Genomic DNA, 16,351 nt, shown 5'->3' on the forward strand with positions numbered 1-16,351 from the left:
CGCAGGCGGCACAGGATGGGTGAGATGCAGGTCGCGATCGTCACGGGCGCCAGCAGTGGCATCGGTTTCGGCTGCGCCACGAAACTCGCCGAGGCGGGCATGGCGGTCCTCGGCACCGGTCGCGACGAGCGCCGGCTGGCCGAGCTGGCGCAAGCCATCGGCGATCCGGCGCGGGTCGCGACGCTCGCCGTCGACCTGACCCGCGACGACGCACCGCAGCGCATCGTCGACCTTGCCGTGTCCCGCTGGGGCCGCGTCGACTTCCTGATCAACAACGCAGGCGTCGGCAGCCCGAAGCCGCTGCACGAGACCGACGACGAAACCCTGGATCAATTCCTGGGTTTGATGCTGCGCGCCCCGTTCCGGCTCGCGCGCGACGTGCTGCCCCACATGGGTCCCGGGTCGGCGATCATCAACGTCACGTCGACCTTCGCGGTCATCGGCGGGCTGCGCGGCGGCGCCTACTCGGCGGCCAAGGGCGGGCTGACCGCGCTGACCACCCACATCGCCTGCCAGTACGGAGCCTCCGGCATCCGCTGCAACGCCGTCGCGCCCGGTGTGACGCAGACACCGATGGTCGAAAAACGCCTCGAGGACGAGCGATTCCGCAAAATCAACGTGGAGATGACGCCGCATCAGCGCCTGGGCAGCATCGACGACATCGCCGGCACCGTCGCGTTCCTGTGCTCCCCGGCGGGAAGCTTCATCAACGGGCAGACGATCGTCGTCGACGGCGGCTGGAGCTCCACGAAATACCTGTCGGAGTTCGCGCTGACATCCCGGTGGACTGGGCGGTGAACCTCTTCGCGGTGCTCGACCAGACCGCGAACCGGTTCCCCGACCGCGGGGCGGTGTATCACGGGCAACGCCGGGTCTGCACGTGGAACGAGTTGTGCGACCGGGCCTTACGCATCGCGGGCTGGATCCGGCAACGAGACGGCGTGGGCGCGCGGGTCGCGATCGCGACCCACAACCGGCCGGAGATCGTCGAGCTGATGTTCGCGATCTGGGCCGCCGGGGGCGTCGTCGTCCCGGTCAACTACAAGCTGCACCCGCGCGAGATGGCCCAGATCGTCGACGACGCCGGGGTGTCGCGGGTGTTCGCCTCCCCGCAGATCGGCGCCGCGCTCGCCCCCGTCACCGGCCGTCCCATCGAAACGCTTGGCTCCGAGAGCTGTTCGCGCCTCCTGGGCGCCGCCCCGGCAGCACCCACCTGCACCGAGCCGTCGGCGCCGGCGTGGCTGTTCTACACGAGCGGAACCACCGGCCGGCCGAAGGGCGCGATGCTCTCGCACCGCAACCTGATGGCGATGGCCGTCGCGCACCTGGCCGACATCGACGCCCCGACCGAGAACTGCAGTCTGCTGCACGCGGCACCGATGTCGCACGGCTCGGGTCTCTACGTCGTGCCGTACGTGCTGCGCGCGGCCCGCCAGGTGGTGCCCGAGTCGGAACGGTTCGATCCCCACGAGTTCCTGGACCTGTGCGAGCACCACCCGGCCTGCAGCGCGTTTCTGGCACCGACGATGGTGCAGCGCCTGGTGCGGACGGGCCGGCCCCGGCCGGCCAACCTGGCGACCGTCGTCTACGGCGGCGGGCCGATGTACGTCGAGACCCTCAAGGAGGCGATGACGGCGTTCGGTCCGATCTTCGCGCAGATCTACGGGCAGGGCGAATCGCCGATGACCATCACCGGGCTGCGCCGCGCCGACCACGAGTCGGGCGACGACGCCGTCCTGGGCTCGGTCGGCTACCCGCGTTCGGGCATGGAGGTGGCCGTGCTGCGCGCCGACGGCCGGCCGGCGCCGGTCGGCGAGGTCGGCGAGGTCGTGTGCCGCGGCGACGCGGTCATGTCCGGCTATTGGGAAGACCCCGCCGCGACCCGCGCCACGCTGCAGGACGGCTGGCTCTACACCGGCGATCTGGGGTCCTTCGACGCGCGCGGCTACCTCACCCTGCGCGACCGGTCGAAAGACGTCGTGATCAGCGGCGGAACCAACATCTACCCCCGGGAGGTGGAGGAGGTGCTGCTGGAGCACCCCGGGGTGTCGGAGGCGTGCGTGGTGGGCGCGCCCGACGCCGAGTGGGGTGAGGTGGTGGTCGCCTTCATCGTCGGCGCGGCCGACCCCGCCGAGTTGGACGCGCATCTGCTGCGGCGCATCGCGCGCTTCAAGCGGCCCAGGCGCTACGCGTTCGTCGCGGAGTTGCCGAAGAACAGCTACGGCAAGGTGCTCAAGCGCGCGCTGCGCGCGACCCTGGGGTGACCGGCGCCGCGGCCGTCACACGGTGAGCAGCACCTTGATCGCGCGCCGCTCGTCCATCGCCTTGTACCCTTCGGCGGCGTCGGCGAGCGGCAGGCTCAGGTCGAAGACCTTGCCCGGGTCGATCTTGCCGTTCCAGATCAGCCTGATCAGCTCGGGCAGGAACCGGCGCACCGGCGCCAGGCCGCCGTGCAGGTGCACCATCGAGAAGAACAGCTCGTCGCCGGGCAGATTGACGTCGTGGGACAGCCCGACGAAGCCGACGTGACCGCCGGGCCGGGTCGCCGAGATTGCCTGCATCATCGACTGCTGGGTGCCGACCGCCTCGATGACGCTGTGGGCGCCGAGGCCACCGGTGAGGTCCTTGATCGCGGCGACGCCCTCGTCGCCGCGTTCCTCCACGACGTCGGTCGCGCCGAATTCGCGGGCCAGCGCCTGGCGATCGCGGTGGCGGCTCATCACGATGATCCGTTCGGCGCCGAGTTGTCTGGCGGCCATCACCCCGAGCAGCCCGACCGCTCCGTCGCCGACGACGGTGACGACCTTGCCGGGGCCGGCGTCGGCGGCGACGGCGGCGAACCAGCCGGTCCCGAGCACGTCGGAGGCGGCCAGCAGGCTGGGTATCAGCGCGTCCGGCGGCATCCCGGGGGTGGCCACCAGCGTGCCGTCGGCGAGGGGGATGCGCGCGTACTGGGCCTGCGTGCCGATGTTGCCCATCAGCTCGCCCTGCACGCAGCGACTCTGGTAGCCGGCCGCGCAGATCTCGCAGGTGTTGTCGGACGAGACGAATGACCCGACCACGAACTGACCCGGCTTGACGTTGCGGACGTCGCTGCCGACTTCCTCGACGACACCGACGTACTCGTGGCCCATGGGCGCGTCGTGAACCTCGTCCTCGCCGCGGTAGGGCCACAGGTCGGAACCGCAGATACACGTCGCGGACAGCCGGATGACGGCGTCCGTCGGGTGGACGATCCGGGGGTCGTCGCGGTCTTCGACCCGCACGTCGCCCGGGCCATGCATCACCACACCACGCATCGATTGCCTCCCGTCGAGTGATCGTTCGGTCCTGGTTCCGACCCTAGTCGCGAGGCCCGCCGCCCGCCCGGCGCGGTGCGCCGGCGGGGCCCCGCCGCCGGAAAAGCGGCCCGGACTCCGCGCGTGTCATCTGCTGAATCACCGCTGCGCGAATTTAAGCTGGCTGCGATCAAGAGGAGGGGCAGCGACGTATCGGCATCAACGGTGGCGCCGGGCAGCAGGGTGGCCGGGGCGCGTTAGCAGAAAGGGCTGAGCCGGGCGGGACTTCCGCGCCGGCTCGTGACGCTGGGCGGCCCCGGTGGGTCGCCCCGGTGCGCCGGGTGGGCCGGCTCGCGGTCTGGGACCGGCCGGAGCGGCACGGCGGGATTCCCGCGCTGGACGGGCTGCGCGCGGTCGCCGTCGCGCTGGTGCTCGTCGGCCACGGCGGCGTCCCCGGCGTGGCCGGCGGGTTCATCGGCGTCGACGTCTTCTTCGTCCTGAGCGGGTTCCTGATCACGTCGCTGTTGCTGGACGAGCTCGGGCGCACGGGGCGAATCGACCTGACCGGCTTCTGGATCCGGCGTGCGCGACGGCTGCTGCCCGCTCTGGTGTTGATGGTGCTCACCGTGGCCGCGGCCCGCGAACTGCTCCCGTACCAGGCGCTGACCGGGTTGCGCAGCGACGCGATCGCCGCGTTCTGTTGGATGGCGAACTGGCGGTTCGTGGCGCAGAAGACCGACTATTTCACCCAGGGCGCCCCGCCCTCGCCGCTGCAGCACACCTGGTCTTTGGGTGTGGAGGAGCAGTACTACTTCGTCTGGCCCTTGCTGCTCATCGCCGTGACGCTGGTGCTGGCCGCGCGGGCGAGGCGGCGGTCGACCCGGGCCACCGTGGGCGGGGTGCGGTTCGCCGCCTTCCTGCTCGCCACGGCGGGGGCGCTCGCCTCGGCGGCGGTCGCCGTCGTCTTCGTCTCCGACGGCACGCGTGACCGGATCTATTTCGGCACCGACACCCGCGCGCAGGCGCTGCTCGTCGGCGCGGCCGCGGCGTCGCTGCTGGTTCGGGACTGGCAGTCGCTGAACCGCGGGTGGTGCCTGATCCGGAGCCGGTGGGGGCGGCGGGTCGCCCGGGTGCTGCCGCTGCTGGGGCTGGCCGGACTGGCCGCCGCGGTCCACTTCGCCACCGGCGCCGCCGGGGAGTTCCGCCACGGCCTGCTGATCGGGGTCGCCCTCGCGGCCGTTCTGGTGGTCGCCCCGGTGGCACTGGAGCAGCGCGGGGCGGTGGCCCGGGTGCTGGCGCTGCGCCCGCTGGTGTGGCTGGGCACCATCTCCTACGGCGTCTACCTGTGGCACTGGCCGATCTTTCTGGCGCTCAACGGCGAACGCACCGGATGGGACGGGTTGCGGCTGTTCGCCGTCCGGTGCGCGGCCACCGTCGCGGTCGCGGCCGCGTCGTGGTGGCTGATCGAGCAACCGATCCGGCGGTGGCGCCCGGCGCGGGTGCCGCTGTTGCCGCTGGCCGCGGCGACCGTGGCCAGCGCGGCGGCCGTGACGCTGCTGGTCGTCCCCGTGGGCACCGGACCGGCGCTGCGCGACGCCGGCCTGCCGCCGGGGGTCTCGGCGGTCGCGGCCGTCTCGCCGTCGCCGCCCGACGCGGGTCGCCCGGCGCCCAGGCCGCGGGACCCCCGGCGCCCGTTCACCGTTTCGGTGTTCGGCGATTCGATCGGGTGGACCTGGATGCACTATCTGCCCCCGACACCGGGTTTCGCGTTCCTCGACCACACCGTCATCGGCTGCAGCCTCGTGCGTGGCACGCCGTACCGCTATGTCGGCCAGACGCTGGACCAGCGGGCCGAATGCGACGGCTGGCCGATGCGCTGGTCCCGCCAGGTCAGCCAGGACCAGCCCGACGTGGCGCTGTTGATCATCGGCCGCTGGGAGACGGTGGACCGCGTCAACGAGGGGCAGTGGACCCACATCGGCGACCCGACGTTCGACTCCTACCTCAACGCGGAACTGCAACGGGCGCTGGACATCGCCGGCTCCACCGGCGCTCGTGTGGTGGTCGCCACCGCGCCCTACAGCCGGGGCGGGGAGAAGCCGGACGGGCGCCTGTATCCCGAGGACCAGCCCGACCGGGTCAACCAGTGGAACGCCATGCTGCGCAAGGCGGTGAGCCGGCACCCCGGCGTCCGGATCCTCGACCTGAACAAGAAGCTCTGCCCGGACGGCGTTTACACCGCCAAGGTCGACGGCATCAAGGTGCGCAGCGACGGCGTCCACCTCACCTCCGAAGGGGTGCAGTGGCTGACGCCGTGGCTCGAGGAGTCGGTGAAGTAGGGCGAATCGCTAGGTGCGGCAGCACCGCGATTCGGCATACATCTCCTCGGGCGTCGAAGCGACCCTGGGGTCCTGCAACGTTGTGGGCACGTACTCAAGGGTATGCCGCGGGCGGGGCGGATCGGCGACGTCCGACATGCCGGCGGCGCGGCGTTTGACGCGCAGCGGGTGGCGGTGCGAGCATGGTTCGGCAAGCACCTCGGTAGGTGAGGCGTCTGCACGGATACAGGCCACTGACCCCGAACGTCGAGAGACGCCCCGGGTCAGGACAGCTCTTCCCGGACCCAAGGGTTGAGCCCAAGTGGCTTCCGGACGAGGAGCGATCGCAAGCGCGGCGAAGCCGGGCGCAGCGGGTCGCGACCATCGACTGAGTCCCGGATACGCCGTGCAGTGCCGAAGCTCCGACGAGAGGGGTGCGGTCGACGGTTTGCCGCCGTCATTTGCTCCTCTCTCGTTCAGGTGGATGTGACGACACCCGCGCGTGTCCCGGCCGTGAGGAGGTGAGGGCGAGATGAGCAGAACCAGTCCAGGCGATAGTCCCCATCCGAATTCCGTCTCGCCCCCATCCGGTTCCGGCCGTCCGTGCGCTCTTTGATCGCCGGGCGCGTCTGACGCGCTGCACGCCGTGAGCCGATCGGGCCTCCTCCAGGAGATGATCATGGCTTTTGTTGTGGTTCTGACCAATTGGCGCGCACGGTGCCGCCCGACTCCACAAGAGCGGGCGAGCCGCTACGTGTCGCGCATGCCGATCAGCGTGCTGGCCGCCGCGCCCGGTGCGCAGTCGTCGGGCGGTGTGAACGACCGGCACTGATCGGTCCGCACCGGTCCGTCATATCGAAGATTTCAGTCGCGCAGCGTTTTTGGGAAGGCCCCTAACGCCGCCCGCACAGACAGTGAGAAACCGATGACTTCTCTCTCCGCTCAGCAGCACGGCCTGCCCCCCGTGGGCGGGCAGGCCGTGCTGGACTCCGCGCACGCCGGCGACATCGTCGGCGCGTTCGGCCGCATCCGGCACGACGGCGCCGGCGGCGGCCGCTGGCGCCGCTTGCGCACCCTGATGGTCATCACCGGCCCGGGACTGATCGTCATGGTGGGTGACAACGACGCCGGTGGCGTTGCGACGTACGCACAGGCGGGACAGAACTACGGGATGGCCCTGCTGTGGACGCTGGTGTTCCTGATCCCGGTGCTCTACGTGAACCAGGAGATGGTGCTGCGCCTCGGTGCGGTCACCCGGGTGGGGCACGCGCGGTTGATATTCGAGCGGTTCGGCAAGTTCTGGGGTGCGTTCAGCGTCGGGGATCTGCTGATCCTCAACGCCCTGACGATCGTGACCGAATTCATCGGGGTGGCCCTGGCGCTCGGTTATCTCGGCTGTCCCAAGGTCGTCGCGATCCCCGCCGCCGCCGTGCTGTTGTTCGCCGTGGTGGCCGGCGGTTCGTTTCGCCGCTGGGAAGCGCTGATGTTCCTGCTGATCGCGGTGAACGTGCTCGTCGTGCCGATGGTGCTGCTGGTCCATCCCGGCCTGGCGAGGACGGCCGGCGGCCTGGTGCCGCGGTTCCCGGGCGGGCTGGACTCCACCGTGCTGCTGTTGGTCGTCGCGATCGTGGGTACCACGGTGGCGCCGTGGCAACTGTTCTTCCAGCAGTCCAATGTGGTGGACAAGCGCATCACTGCGCGCTGGATTCCTTACGCGCGAGCCGATCTGGTCATCGGGATCGTCGTGGTCATCGTCGGCGCCACCGCCTTGATGGCGGTGACCGCGTTCGGGCTGGCCGGCGCCGGCGCGGGCGACTTCACCGATGCGGGCGCGGTCGCCTCGGCCCTGTCCGCCCACCTCGGCGGCACCGTGGGGACGTTGTTCGCGATCCTCCTGCTCGACGCGTCGCTCATCGGGGCGAATGCCGTCGGGCTGGCCACCACCTACGCCGTCGGCGACGCGCTGGGACGGCGACATTCCCTGCACTGGAAGATCGGTGAGGCGCCGATGTTCTACGGCGGCTACGCGCTGTTGCTCGCGGTGTCGGCGGCGGTGGCGTTCAGCCCCGACTACGTTCTGGGCCTGGTGACCCAGGGCGTTCAGGCGCTCGCCGGTGTGCTGCTGCCCTCGGCGACGGTGTTCTTGGTCCTGCTGTGCAACGACCGCGCGGTGCTGGGGCCCTGGGTGAACACGGTGCGGCAGAACATCATCGCGTGGGCCATCGTGTGGTCGCTGGTGTTGCTGTCGCTGGCCCTGACGGCGACGACGTTCTTCCCGGGCCTGTCCACGGCCGTCATCGAGGCCGGGCTCGCCGGCGGCGCGGTGATCGGCATCGCGGGCGGAGCCGCCGGGATCGTCGCCGGCCGGCGGTACACCGACCGCCGCGAGGCGGAAGCCATCGTGCGGGCACTGGGCGGCGGCCTGGACCCCGAGCAGGTCGACCGGCTCGACGACACCGCGCTGCTCTCGCGTGCCGAACGCCGTGCGGTGCGCCTGCAGGACCGATTGGATTGGCGGACACCGGATCTGGCCGGGCTGGCGCGCCCCGCCATGTCACCGATCCGGCGGATGGGGTTGTTCACCCTGCGCTCCTACCTGGTGGTGGCCGTCGTGCTGGTCGTCGTCAAGATCGTGCAGGCCGGCATCGTTGCACCCGCCACGTCACTGTGAGAGGCCCGGCAGCAGCACGATTTTGCCGCGGGTGTGTCGCTTCTCCAGTTCTTCGTAGGCGTCGGCGACCCGGTCCAGCGGATAGGTGGCGGCGACCTCGAAGTCGACGGCGCCGGTGGTGATCAGGCCGACCAGTTCGGCGAGAACCTCCGGCGTCGAGGCGTCCATGCTGCCCTCGGTCCGGGCGCCGATCTCGGCGGCCTTCTGGAACGAGATGATGGTCTCGATGCGATCCGGTGCCACACCGAGATCGACCGCGAGGTCGAGGTAGTCCGGCCCGAACAGGTCGATGAACGCGTCGATTCCGCGCGGCGCCGCCTCCCGCAACCGCTCCGCCAGGCCGTCGCCGTAGCTGACCGGGACGATGCCGTGGTCGCGCAGCCACCCCGCGTTGCCCGGCCCCGCGATGCCGACCACAACGGCCTCCCGCAGCACCAGCAGTTGCACGGCCAGGCTGCCGACCCCGCCCGCGGCCGCCGACACGGCGACCGTCTCGCCCGGCTGCGGCGCGACCGCGCGGACGGCGGCGTACGCCGTCACCCCGGCGACATACAGCGAACCCGCCACCTCCCAAGGCAATTCGGGAGGCTTGGCGATCAATTGACGAACCGGCACCGCGGTGTGCGTGGCATGGCTGGAGCGGCGCAAACTGAAGCCCAGCACCTCGTCGCCGACGGCGAATTCGGTCACCCCGGGTCCCACCGCGGTCACGACGCCGGCGAGATCGCTGCCCTGCCCCGAGGGGAAGGTGGCGGGGAACATGTCGTGCATCGCCCCGCTGCGGATGGCGGCCTCACCGGGGTTGATCCCGGCGGCGCGGACTTCGACCACCACCTCGCCCGGACCGGCTGAGGGCATGTCGATGTCCGCCACGTACAGGACCTCGGGGCCCCCGTAGCGGTCGAACCGCACCGCACGCGCCATCGCGATCCCCTTCCCCTTGACCGTGCCCCTTCCCCGTGACGGGGCCCCGGCCGCCAGCATAGGTTGTAACGCGGTACCCATCGCCGGTCATCCCGCGTATGTTCATAAGCTGGCCGGTCCGCGCCGGCGTTTCGCAGCAGCGTCAGGCGCCGCGCGATCAGGGGTTTCTCGACGGGGAAGGAACGCCCATGCAGACTGCCGGCACCACCGTCGTCGGCTGGGCGCTCGCGGTCGCGGTCGGTGCGGCGGTCTGCGGTTGCGGCAACGAACACACCGCCTCCGCGCCGTCGCCGTCGAGCACCACGACGTCTGCGTCGACCCCACCGAGCACGGTGACGAGCCCGCCGCCGGGACGGCAATCGGATTACAGCGTGCTGCTTGTCAATCCGGCCGACATCGGGCCCGATTTCACCGCTCCCCAACCCCCCGTGCTGAACCCGGATAACGGCCTCGGTGTCGCGCAGTTGTTCGTCAGCGCCGACAGCAGCCGGCGGGTCGGGGACATCATCGTGATCCTCGCGGATCCCGCGGCGGCCGCGACCGGCGTTGAGAACACCAAGAACAACTACGCGGGCAAGGTCAGCGGCACGTGGCAGCCGGTCGACGTCGGCTCCAACGGGGCGAGGATCTCCGGGACCTCCGGCGCCGCGCCCGACGACGTCAAAGCGGTCACCGTGTTGGTGTTCACCGAGGGCAATGTGCTGGTCAACCTGGAATTCGACAGCCCGCCGAGCGCTCCGATGGATCCGGGCGCCGTGATCGACATCGGCCGCAAGCAGGACGCCGTGATCAAGAACGCGCTGCCCGGCTGACCGTGTAGCTCCTCGACAGATGTGTAAAGCGCTCCGCCACAACGGTATTGGTCTGGCCTCCGCGGTGGCGTTGAGGCCGGCAAGGTACCGAAACCGGCGTGCCGGCGGCGGGCGCGTCAGGCCACGACGGTGATCGGATCGCCCACGTTGACGGTGTTGAAGTACCAGGCGGCGTTGTCGGGGCTGAGGTTGATGCATCCGTGGCTGACGTTGGCGTAGCCCTGCGAATCCACCGACCACGGCGCCGAATGCACGTAGACGCCGCTCCAGGTGACCCGGACCGCGTACTGGGCGGTGATCTTGTAGCCCTCGGGGGAACTGAGGGGGATGCCGATGGTGCGCGAGTCCATCACCACGCTGCGCTGCTTCTGCAGGGCGGTGAAATGCCCGATCGGCGTGGGCCGGGTGGGCTTGCCCATGGACGCCGGCATGCTGCGCAGCACTTCGCCGTTCCGGCTCACGGTGAAGGTGTGCGCGGAGATGCTGGCGACGCCGAGCACCTCGTCGCCGACGTCGAAACCCGTCGTCAGTGCCTGCACCCCCAACGAGACGTGGCTGTGGGCCGGCCAGTACCGGTCCGGCACCCACTGCACGACGTCGTCGCGGACCCACTCGAAGTGTCCGGGCACATTGCCCGGCGACGACACGCGGATGGACCGCTCCGCGGCGGCACGGTCGGACACCGGCGCGGCGAAGGCCACCACGACGGGATGGGCCACGCCGACCACTGCACCGTCGGCGGGCAAAATCGAGGCGACCCGGGGAGCCGGCTCGGGCACCGGGACCGCGGCCGTGCTGCGGGCCGCGGAGCCCACCAGGCCCGTCGTCGTGATCGCCACCATAACAAATAGATAACGAACCCATCGACGCATAGCGCCCGCCCTCCGAGATGGTGCGATCAACACAACGATATTCTAGTTGCTGTCTACCCGATGCCGGTCTCAGCAAACGATGATTGATTATTGGGGTTTGATTACTGGGGTGATCGGATCACGATCCGGTCACCCCTCGGACGCGATTTCGTCACCGCGCGCCACGTGGGTTTGCCGGGGTTTGCCGGGCGCGCCGCGGGATTGGCCGGCGTGCCCGCGACACGTTAGCCTCGGCGAATCGGTGCCCGAAGGCCAGGAGGTGCGGGTGCTTTTCCGTCAGTTGGAGTACTTCGTCGCGGTGGCGCAGGAACGCCATTTCGCCCGGGCGGCCGAGAGGTGCTACGTCTCGCAGCCCGCGCTGTCCTCGGCGATCGCCAAACTCGAACGCGAGCTGAACGTCACGCTGATCAACCGCGGACACAGCTTCGAGGGCCTGACCCCCGAAGGCGAGCGACTGGTCTTGTGGGCCAAGCGGATTCTCGCCGAACACGACGCGTTCAAGGCCGAGGTGCACGCCGTGCGGTCGGGCATCACCGGGACGCTTCGGCTGGGCACCGTTCCGACCGCCTCGACGACGGCGTCGCTGTTGCTCTCGGCCTTCTGCTCGGCGCACCCGTTGGCCAAGGTCCAGATCCTGTCCCGGCTGGCGGCCAGCGAACTGTACCGGCGCGTGCGCGAGTTCGAGTTGGACGCCGCCATCGTGCACACCGCGCCCGACGAGGCACGCGACGTCGACCTGGTCCCGCTCTACGAGGAGCATTACGTGCTGCTCTCACCGGCGGACATGTTGCCCTCCGGTGCGACGACGTTGACGTGGCCCCAGGCCGCGCAGTTGCCGCTGGCCCTGCTCACCGGCGACATGCGGGACCGCCAGATCATCGACGAGGCCTTCGCCGGCCACGCCATCGCCGTCACTCCACAAGTCGAAACTGATTCCGTCGCTTCGCTGTTCGCGCAAGTCGCCACCGGCAACTGGGCGTGCATCGTGCCCCACACCTGGCTGTGGACCTCGCCGCTGAATGCCGAGATCCGCGCGGTGGAAATGGTGGACCCGGTGTTGAAGGCCGAGATCGCGCTCGCCACCAACTCCGCCGGGCCCGGCTCACCGATCGCCCGCGCGCTCGCCGCCTCCGCCCAGGAGCTGGCACTCGACCAGTTCTTCGACGCCCAACTGCTGGGCCTCACGCACCGGCGCTGACCCCGGCCGGCTTCGCGGCGGCGCTGGTCGGGTTCAGGTTCGCCAGGTGCCCGCTTTCCACCCCGGCCGCCGGGTCGAGCTCGCAGTCGATGATCGAGGGGCCGCCGGAGGCGATCGCCTCGGTCAGTGCCGAGCACAGCTCGGCGGGCGTGGTGACGTGATAACCCTTGCCGCCGAACGCCTCCGCGATCAGCTCGTGGTGCGCCCGCGCGTTGAGCACGGTGGGCGCCGGGTCGCCGCCGGGCGGCGCTTCGTCGCCGCGGTAGACACCGCCGTTGTTGAGGATGACCACGGTCACCGGAAGCCGGTAGCGGCAGAGGGTCTCGACTTCCATGCCGGAGAAGCCGAATGCGCTGTCGCCCTCGATCGCGACCACGGGCTTACCGGTCTCGACCGCGACGGCGATGGCGTAGCCCATGCCGATGCCCATCACGCCCCAGGTTCCGGTGTCGAGCCGGTGGCGCGGTTCCGCCATGTCGATGACGTTGCGGGCCAGGTCCAGCGCGTTGGCCCCCTCGTTGACCACGTACACGTCGGGGTTGTCCTGCAGCACCGAGCGGATCGCGCCCAGGGCGTTGTAAAACCGCATGGGATGCGGGTTTTCGGCCAGCCGTTGGCGCATCTTGGCGTCGTTGCGCGATCTGCGCTCGGCCAACTCCCCGACCCATTCCGCCGGCGCGGTGATCGGGCGCTGCACCGCACCGGCGAGCAGCGCCGACATCACCGAACCGATGTCGCCGGCCAGCGGCGCCGCGATCGGCTGGTTGCTGTCGAACTCCGACGTCGCGATGTCGGCCTGGATGAACGCGGCATCGGCGGACCACTGCGGCGAAGCGCCGTGGCCCAGCAGCCAGTTCAGCCGGGCGCCCACCAGCAACACCGTGTCCGCGCGCGAGATCGCCAGCGAGCGGGCCGCCGCGGCGGACTGCGGGTGCGAGTCGGGCAGCAGCCCCTTGGCCATCGACATCGGCAGGAACGGAATCCCGGTCGCCTCCACGAACTTCCGGATCACGTCGTCGGCCTGGGCGTACGCCGCGCCCTTGCCGAGCACGATCAGCGGTCGTTGCGCGCGCGCGAGCAGCGCCAGCGCGCGATCGAGCGCCTCCGGAGCCGGGAGCTGGCGCGGCGCCGGGTCCACCACGCGCCACACGGTCTGCGCCGCAGCGGCCGCGTCCATCGCCTGGCCCAGCACGTCACCGGGGATGTCGAGGTATACCCCTCCCGGCCGGCCGGAAACCGCGGTGCGGATGGCGCGCGCGATGCCGCGCCCGATGTCTTCGATCCGGGCGATCCGGTATGCTGCCTTCACGAAAGGTCTTGCGGCGCTGAGCTGGTCGAGGTCCTGGTAGTCGCCTCGCTGCAGATCGACCAGCGCGCGGTTGCCGGAACCCGAGATCTGGATCATCGGGAAGCAGTTCGTCGTGGCGTTGGCGATCGCGGGCAGGCCATTGAGAAATCCGGGCCCGGACGTCGTCAGGCAGACGCCGGGCCGCCGGGTGAGAAACCCGGCGGCCGCGGCGGCGTTGCCGGCCGAGGTCTCCTGGCGGAAGCCGATGTAGCGGATGCCGGACGCCTGCGCGACGCGGGCCAGGTCGGTGATCGGGATGCCGACGATCCCGTAGATGGTGTCGACGCCGTTGGCCCTGAGCGCATCGACGACGAGGTGGAAGCCGTCGGTCAAACGCGACGACTCCGGAGATGCCGAATCGGTGGTCATGGTGGCAACTCCTGGTGTCCTGGTGTCCTGCTGGTCGATGGGGTCCGTGATCACGGTGTTTCCTGATCACTGTGTTCCCGGGGTCCGCAGGTGTCCAAGACTAAGCCGCTATGCCCCGATTCACGCAATTTATCGACGGCAGTCACGGGCCGGCCACCGCGGCTCGATAGCCGTCGGTTATCAATTGTGAGGGCATCGGTATTGGACGGCCGGCACGGTGGCGCGGCATGGTGCGAGCAGGAGCTTTCGGGGCCGGAAGGGCTCGGGAAGTCGGTTCGGGAAGTCTTGGACTCGAGAAGGGAGATGGCGATGGGGATCGACGCGATCGCAGGTGAAGCCGGGGCCGGGACGGCGCCGGCCGCGGCGTCCGGACACCCGCGCATCGCCGACCTGGTCGAGGAGGCGGCGGCCCGACGGCCGGCGGCGGCGGCGCTCGTCGTGACCGAGGGCCGCAGCCGGATCGGCTACCGCGACCTGGTCCGGCTGGTCGACGACCTGGCCGGCCGGCTGCGGGCGGCCGGCCTGGTGGCCGGCGACCGGGTCGCGCTACGCGCGGGCAGCAACGCCGAGTTCGTCGTCGGGCTGCTGGCGGCGTCGCGCGCGGAGCTGATCGCGGTTCCGTTGGACCCGGCCCTGCCCGTCGGCGAGCAGCGGCGGCGCAGCGAGGCCGTGGGCGCCCGGGTGGTCCTCGTCGACGGGGACGTGCCCGACGAGCGGGAGCCGGGGCTGCGCTGGTGGCCGATCGCGGTGACCGTCGGCCCCGACCGCGGCCCGGCGGTCGCCCTGGACGCCGCGACCGCGCCGGCGCCCGGGGCCCCGGCGCCCGAGGGGCTGCGGCCCGACGATGCCATGATCATGTTCACCGGGGGAACCACCGGCGTCCCGAAGATGGTTCCGTGGACCAACGCCAACCTCGCGGCCTCGGTGCGCGCCATCGTCGCGGGCTACGGCCTGGGGCCCGACGATGCGACCGTCGCGGTGATGCCGCTCTACCACGGTCACGGCTTGCTCGCCGCGCTGCTGGCGACGCTGGCGTCCGGCGGTGCGGTGTTGCTGCCGGCGCGCGGACGGTTCTCGGCGCACACGTTCTGGGACGACATCGCCGCCGTGCGGGCCACCTGGTACACCGCGGTGCCGACGATTCACCAGATCCTGCTGGAGCGCGCCAGGACCGATCGTGCGACGACCCGGCCGGCGGCGCTGCGGTTCATCCGCAGCTGCAGCGCCCCGCTCACCCCGGAGACGGCGCAGGCGCTGCACGACACCTTCTCCGCCCCGGTGGTGTGCGCGTTCGGCATGACCGAGGCCACCCACCAGGTGTCCAGCACGGGCATCGACCAACGCGAAAACCCGTCCGAGACACCGGGTCTCGTCGGCCGCTCGACCGGCCCCGAGATCAGGATTGCCGGGCTCGACGGCGAACCGCTGGACGCCGAGGCCGTCGGCGAGGTCTGGCTGCGCGGACCCACCGTCGTGCGCGGCTACCTCGGCGACCCGGCGATCACCGCGGCCAACTTCACCGACGGGTGGCTGCGCACCGGCGACCTGGGTTCACTGTCGGCGGCCGGCGATCTGAGCATCCGCGGCAGGATCAAGGAGCTGATCAACCGGGGCGGGGAGAAGATCTCGCCCGAGCGCGTCGAGGCCGTCCTGGCCAGCCACCCCGGTGTGCTGGAGGTCGCGGTGTTCGGCATGCCCGACACGCTGTACGGGGAGACCGTGGCCGCGGTGATCGTTCCCCGGCAATTCGCGGCACCGACCCCCGACGAACTGGTGGCCTTCTGCCGGGACCGGTTGGCGCCCTTCGAGGTGCCCAGCACTTTCCAGGAGGCGGGCGAACTGCCCCACACCGCGAAGGGCTCGCTGGACCGCCGCGCCGTGGCTCAGCAGTTCGGCACGCCGGGCTGAGCCGGCCGCCGCCATCGCCCGAGCATCGCCGCCATCGCCGAGCGTGAGCGTGCGCAAAATGCCGGGCGCAGCGGCGTGTCGCCGCACGGACACGCACGCTCGCGGACACGCACTCTCGCGGTCAGGGGGCTTGCGGTCAGGGGGCTTGCGGTCAGGGGGCTTGCGGTCAGGGGGCCGACGACGACACGTCGCCCCACGCCGCCCGCGCGCCCGAATCGCCGATGCGGTAGGTCTGGATCAGCGTGGCGGCCGCGGCGACGATCACCAGCACCCCGATCACCGATTGCGCGACCAGGCTGACCGACGTTCCGCGCGTCTGGCGGACATGGACGGCGGCCAGCAGCGCGACGGTGGCGAGCAGGGCCGCGACGATGTAGATCAACATCGACCCCAGTTGCTCGTGTGCGGCCAGTACCGGCGCCATGGCCGGCGCGACGTTGACCCGCGCCGCCAGCCACGCGCCCGCGCCGGCGGTCACCGGGGTCAAGGCCACCGTGGCCACCGCCAGCAGGACGACGAGCCAGATCAGCCGCCGTCGCGCCGCGGGCCACAGCGCGCACAGGATCGCCAGGACCGCCGTCAGCGGCGCCAGGACGACGACGAAATGGTTCAGCAGGATGTGGGCGGGAAGTCCGTTGAAAGTCGACATACCT

At 70.8% G+C, this 16,351-nt stretch carries 13 protein-coding genes and 1 riboswitch; of the genes, 8 read left to right on the forward strand and 5 right to left on the reverse strand.

Translation table 11 applies throughout. From position 1 onward, the window contains the following. The first annotated feature begins 15 nt into the window (after nt 1-15). The gene (locus FPZ47_RS00095; RefSeq protein ID WP_210419789.1) at nt 16-798 is read left to right on the forward strand and encodes an SDR family NAD(P)-dependent oxidoreductase; all 783 of its coding nucleotides are present in this window, start codon (nt 16-18) and stop codon (nt 796-798) included. Continuing rightward, entirely contained in the window at nt 783-2,264 is a 1,482-nt protein-coding gene (locus tag FPZ47_RS00100; protein WP_210419790.1) for an AMP-binding protein, read from the forward strand. Before FPZ47_RS00095 ends, FPZ47_RS00100 begins: the two co-directional genes overlap by 16 nt. 15 nt (nt 2,265-2,279) lie before the next feature. On the opposite strand, the gene FPZ47_RS00105 is transcribed toward FPZ47_RS00100, so the two are convergent. Then, a complete protein-coding gene (locus tag FPZ47_RS00105; protein WP_144946801.1) occupies nt 2,280-3,299 on the reverse strand; it encodes a zinc-dependent alcohol dehydrogenase family protein in 1,020 nt (339 codons plus the stop codon). A 311-nt stretch (nt 3,300-3,610) separates the two neighbouring features. On the opposite strand from FPZ47_RS00105, the gene FPZ47_RS00110 reads away from it, so the two are divergent. From FPZ47_RS00110 to FPZ47_RS00125, 3 genes are all read left to right on the forward strand, one after another. After that, nucleotides 3,611-5,617 carry an acyltransferase family protein gene (locus tag FPZ47_RS00110; RefSeq protein ID WP_144946804.1) on the forward strand — a complete coding sequence of 669 codons (2,007 nt, stop codon included), beginning with the start codon at nt 3,611-3,613 and terminating at the stop codon, nt 5,615-5,617. A gap of 191 nt (nt 5,618-5,808) precedes the next feature. After that, nucleotides 5,809-6,037: riboswitch (M-box (ykoK) riboswitch) on the forward strand. Between the two features lie 238 nt (nt 6,038-6,275). Further along, on the forward strand, nt 6,276-6,428 hold the full coding sequence (locus FPZ47_RS00120) for a hypothetical protein (RefSeq protein ID WP_168209314.1): 153 nt from the start codon (nt 6,276-6,278) through the stop codon (nt 6,426-6,428). 93 nt (nt 6,429-6,521) lie between these two features. Further along, entirely contained in the window at nt 6,522-8,267 is a 1,746-nt protein-coding gene (locus FPZ47_RS00125; RefSeq protein ID WP_144946814.1) for an NRAMP family divalent metal transporter, read from the forward strand. Here FPZ47_RS00125 and FPZ47_RS00130 read toward each other — a convergent pair. Beyond that, a complete protein-coding gene (locus FPZ47_RS00130) occupies nt 8,259-9,191 on the reverse strand; it encodes an NADP-dependent oxidoreductase (RefSeq protein WP_144946817.1) in 933 nt (310 codons plus the stop codon). The genes FPZ47_RS00125 and FPZ47_RS00130 overlap by 9 nt on opposite strands. Nucleotides 9,192-9,379: 188 nt before the next feature. On the opposite strand from FPZ47_RS00130, the gene FPZ47_RS00135 reads away from it, so the two are divergent. Further along, nucleotides 9,380-10,003, forward strand: coding sequence for a hypothetical protein (locus FPZ47_RS00135; protein WP_144946820.1), 624 nt, complete (start codon nt 9,380-9,382; stop codon nt 10,001-10,003). Between the two features lie 116 nt (nt 10,004-10,119). On the opposite strand, the gene FPZ47_RS00140 is transcribed toward FPZ47_RS00135, so the two are convergent. Further along, nucleotides 10,120-10,875, reverse strand: coding sequence for a L,D-transpeptidase (locus FPZ47_RS00140; RefSeq protein WP_144946822.1), 756 nt, complete (start codon nt 10,873-10,875; stop codon nt 10,120-10,122). A gap of 265 nt (nt 10,876-11,140) precedes the next feature. On the opposite strand from FPZ47_RS00140, the gene FPZ47_RS00145 reads away from it, so the two are divergent. Next, nucleotides 11,141-12,073: a LysR family transcriptional regulator gene (locus FPZ47_RS00145; RefSeq protein ID WP_144947005.1), complete on the forward strand. Its 933-nt coding sequence runs from the start codon at nt 11,141-11,143 to the stop codon at nt 12,071-12,073. Here the strand turns inward: FPZ47_RS00145 and oxc are convergent. Beyond that, the gene (oxc, locus tag FPZ47_RS00150; RefSeq protein ID WP_144947002.1) at nt 12,057-13,790 is read right to left on the reverse strand and encodes an oxalyl-CoA decarboxylase; all 1,734 of its coding nucleotides are present in this window, start codon (nt 13,788-13,790) and stop codon (nt 12,057-12,059) included. The two genes, FPZ47_RS00145 and oxc, sit on opposite strands and share 17 nt — an antisense overlap. Before the next feature lie 309 nt (nt 13,791-14,099). Here oxc and FPZ47_RS00155 point away from each other — a divergent pair, with 309 nt between their 5' ends. Continuing rightward, nucleotides 14,100-15,698 (forward strand): FadD7 family fatty acid--CoA ligase, encoded by a 1,599-nt coding sequence (locus FPZ47_RS00155; RefSeq protein ID WP_144946825.1) that lies wholly within the window; start codon nt 14,100-14,102, stop codon nt 15,696-15,698. Nucleotides 15,699-15,864: 166 nt separating this feature from the next. Here FPZ47_RS00155 and FPZ47_RS00160 read toward each other — a convergent pair whose 3' ends face one another. Next, entirely contained in the window at nt 15,865-16,347 is a 483-nt protein-coding gene (locus FPZ47_RS00160; protein ID WP_144946827.1) for a DUF2231 domain-containing protein, read from the reverse strand. Nucleotides 16,348-16,351: the final 4 nt, after the last annotated feature.

Origin of the sequence: Mycobacterium helveticum, from assembly GCF_007714205.1 — a bacterium.
Lineage (GTDB): Bacteria > Actinomycetota > Actinomycetes > Mycobacteriales > Mycobacteriaceae > Mycobacterium > Mycobacterium helveticum.

What these genes read in the sequence shown, in the direction of transcription:
- FPZ47_RS00095 (WP_210419789.1), top strand. Translation starts at nt 16, where the DNA reads ATGGGTGAGATGCAGGTCGCGATCGTCACGGGCGCCAGCAGTGGCATC.
- FPZ47_RS00105 (WP_144946801.1), bottom strand. Translation starts at nt 3,299, where the DNA reads ATGCGTGGTGTGGTGATGCATGGCCCGGGCGACGTGCGGGTCGAAGAC.
- FPZ47_RS00120 (WP_168209314.1), top strand. Translation starts at nt 6,276, where the DNA reads ATGGCTTTTGTTGTGGTTCTGACCAATTGGCGCGCACGGTGCCGCCCG.
- FPZ47_RS00125 (WP_144946814.1), top strand. Translation starts at nt 6,522, where the DNA reads ATGACTTCTCTCTCCGCTCAGCAGCACGGCCTGCCCCCCGTGGGCGGG.
- FPZ47_RS00130 (WP_144946817.1), bottom strand. Translation starts at nt 9,191, where the DNA reads ATGGCGCGTGCGGTGCGGTTCGACCGCTACGGGGGCCCCGAGGTCCTG.
- FPZ47_RS00135 (WP_144946820.1), top strand. Translation starts at nt 9,380, where the DNA reads ATGCAGACTGCCGGCACCACCGTCGTCGGCTGGGCGCTCGCGGTCGCG.
- FPZ47_RS00140 (WP_144946822.1), bottom strand. Translation starts at nt 10,875, where the DNA reads ATGCGTCGATGGGTTCGTTATCTATTTGTTATGGTGGCGATCACGACG.
- oxc (WP_144947002.1), bottom strand. Translation starts at nt 13,790, where the DNA reads ATGACCACCGATTCGGCATCTCCGGAGTCGTCGCGTTTGACCGACGGC.
- FPZ47_RS00155 (WP_144946825.1), top strand. Translation starts at nt 14,100, where the DNA reads ATGGGGATCGACGCGATCGCAGGTGAAGCCGGGGCCGGGACGGCGCCG.
- FPZ47_RS00160 (WP_144946827.1), bottom strand. Translation starts at nt 16,347, where the DNA reads ATGTCGACTTTCAACGGACTTCCCGCCCACATCCTGCTGAACCATTTC.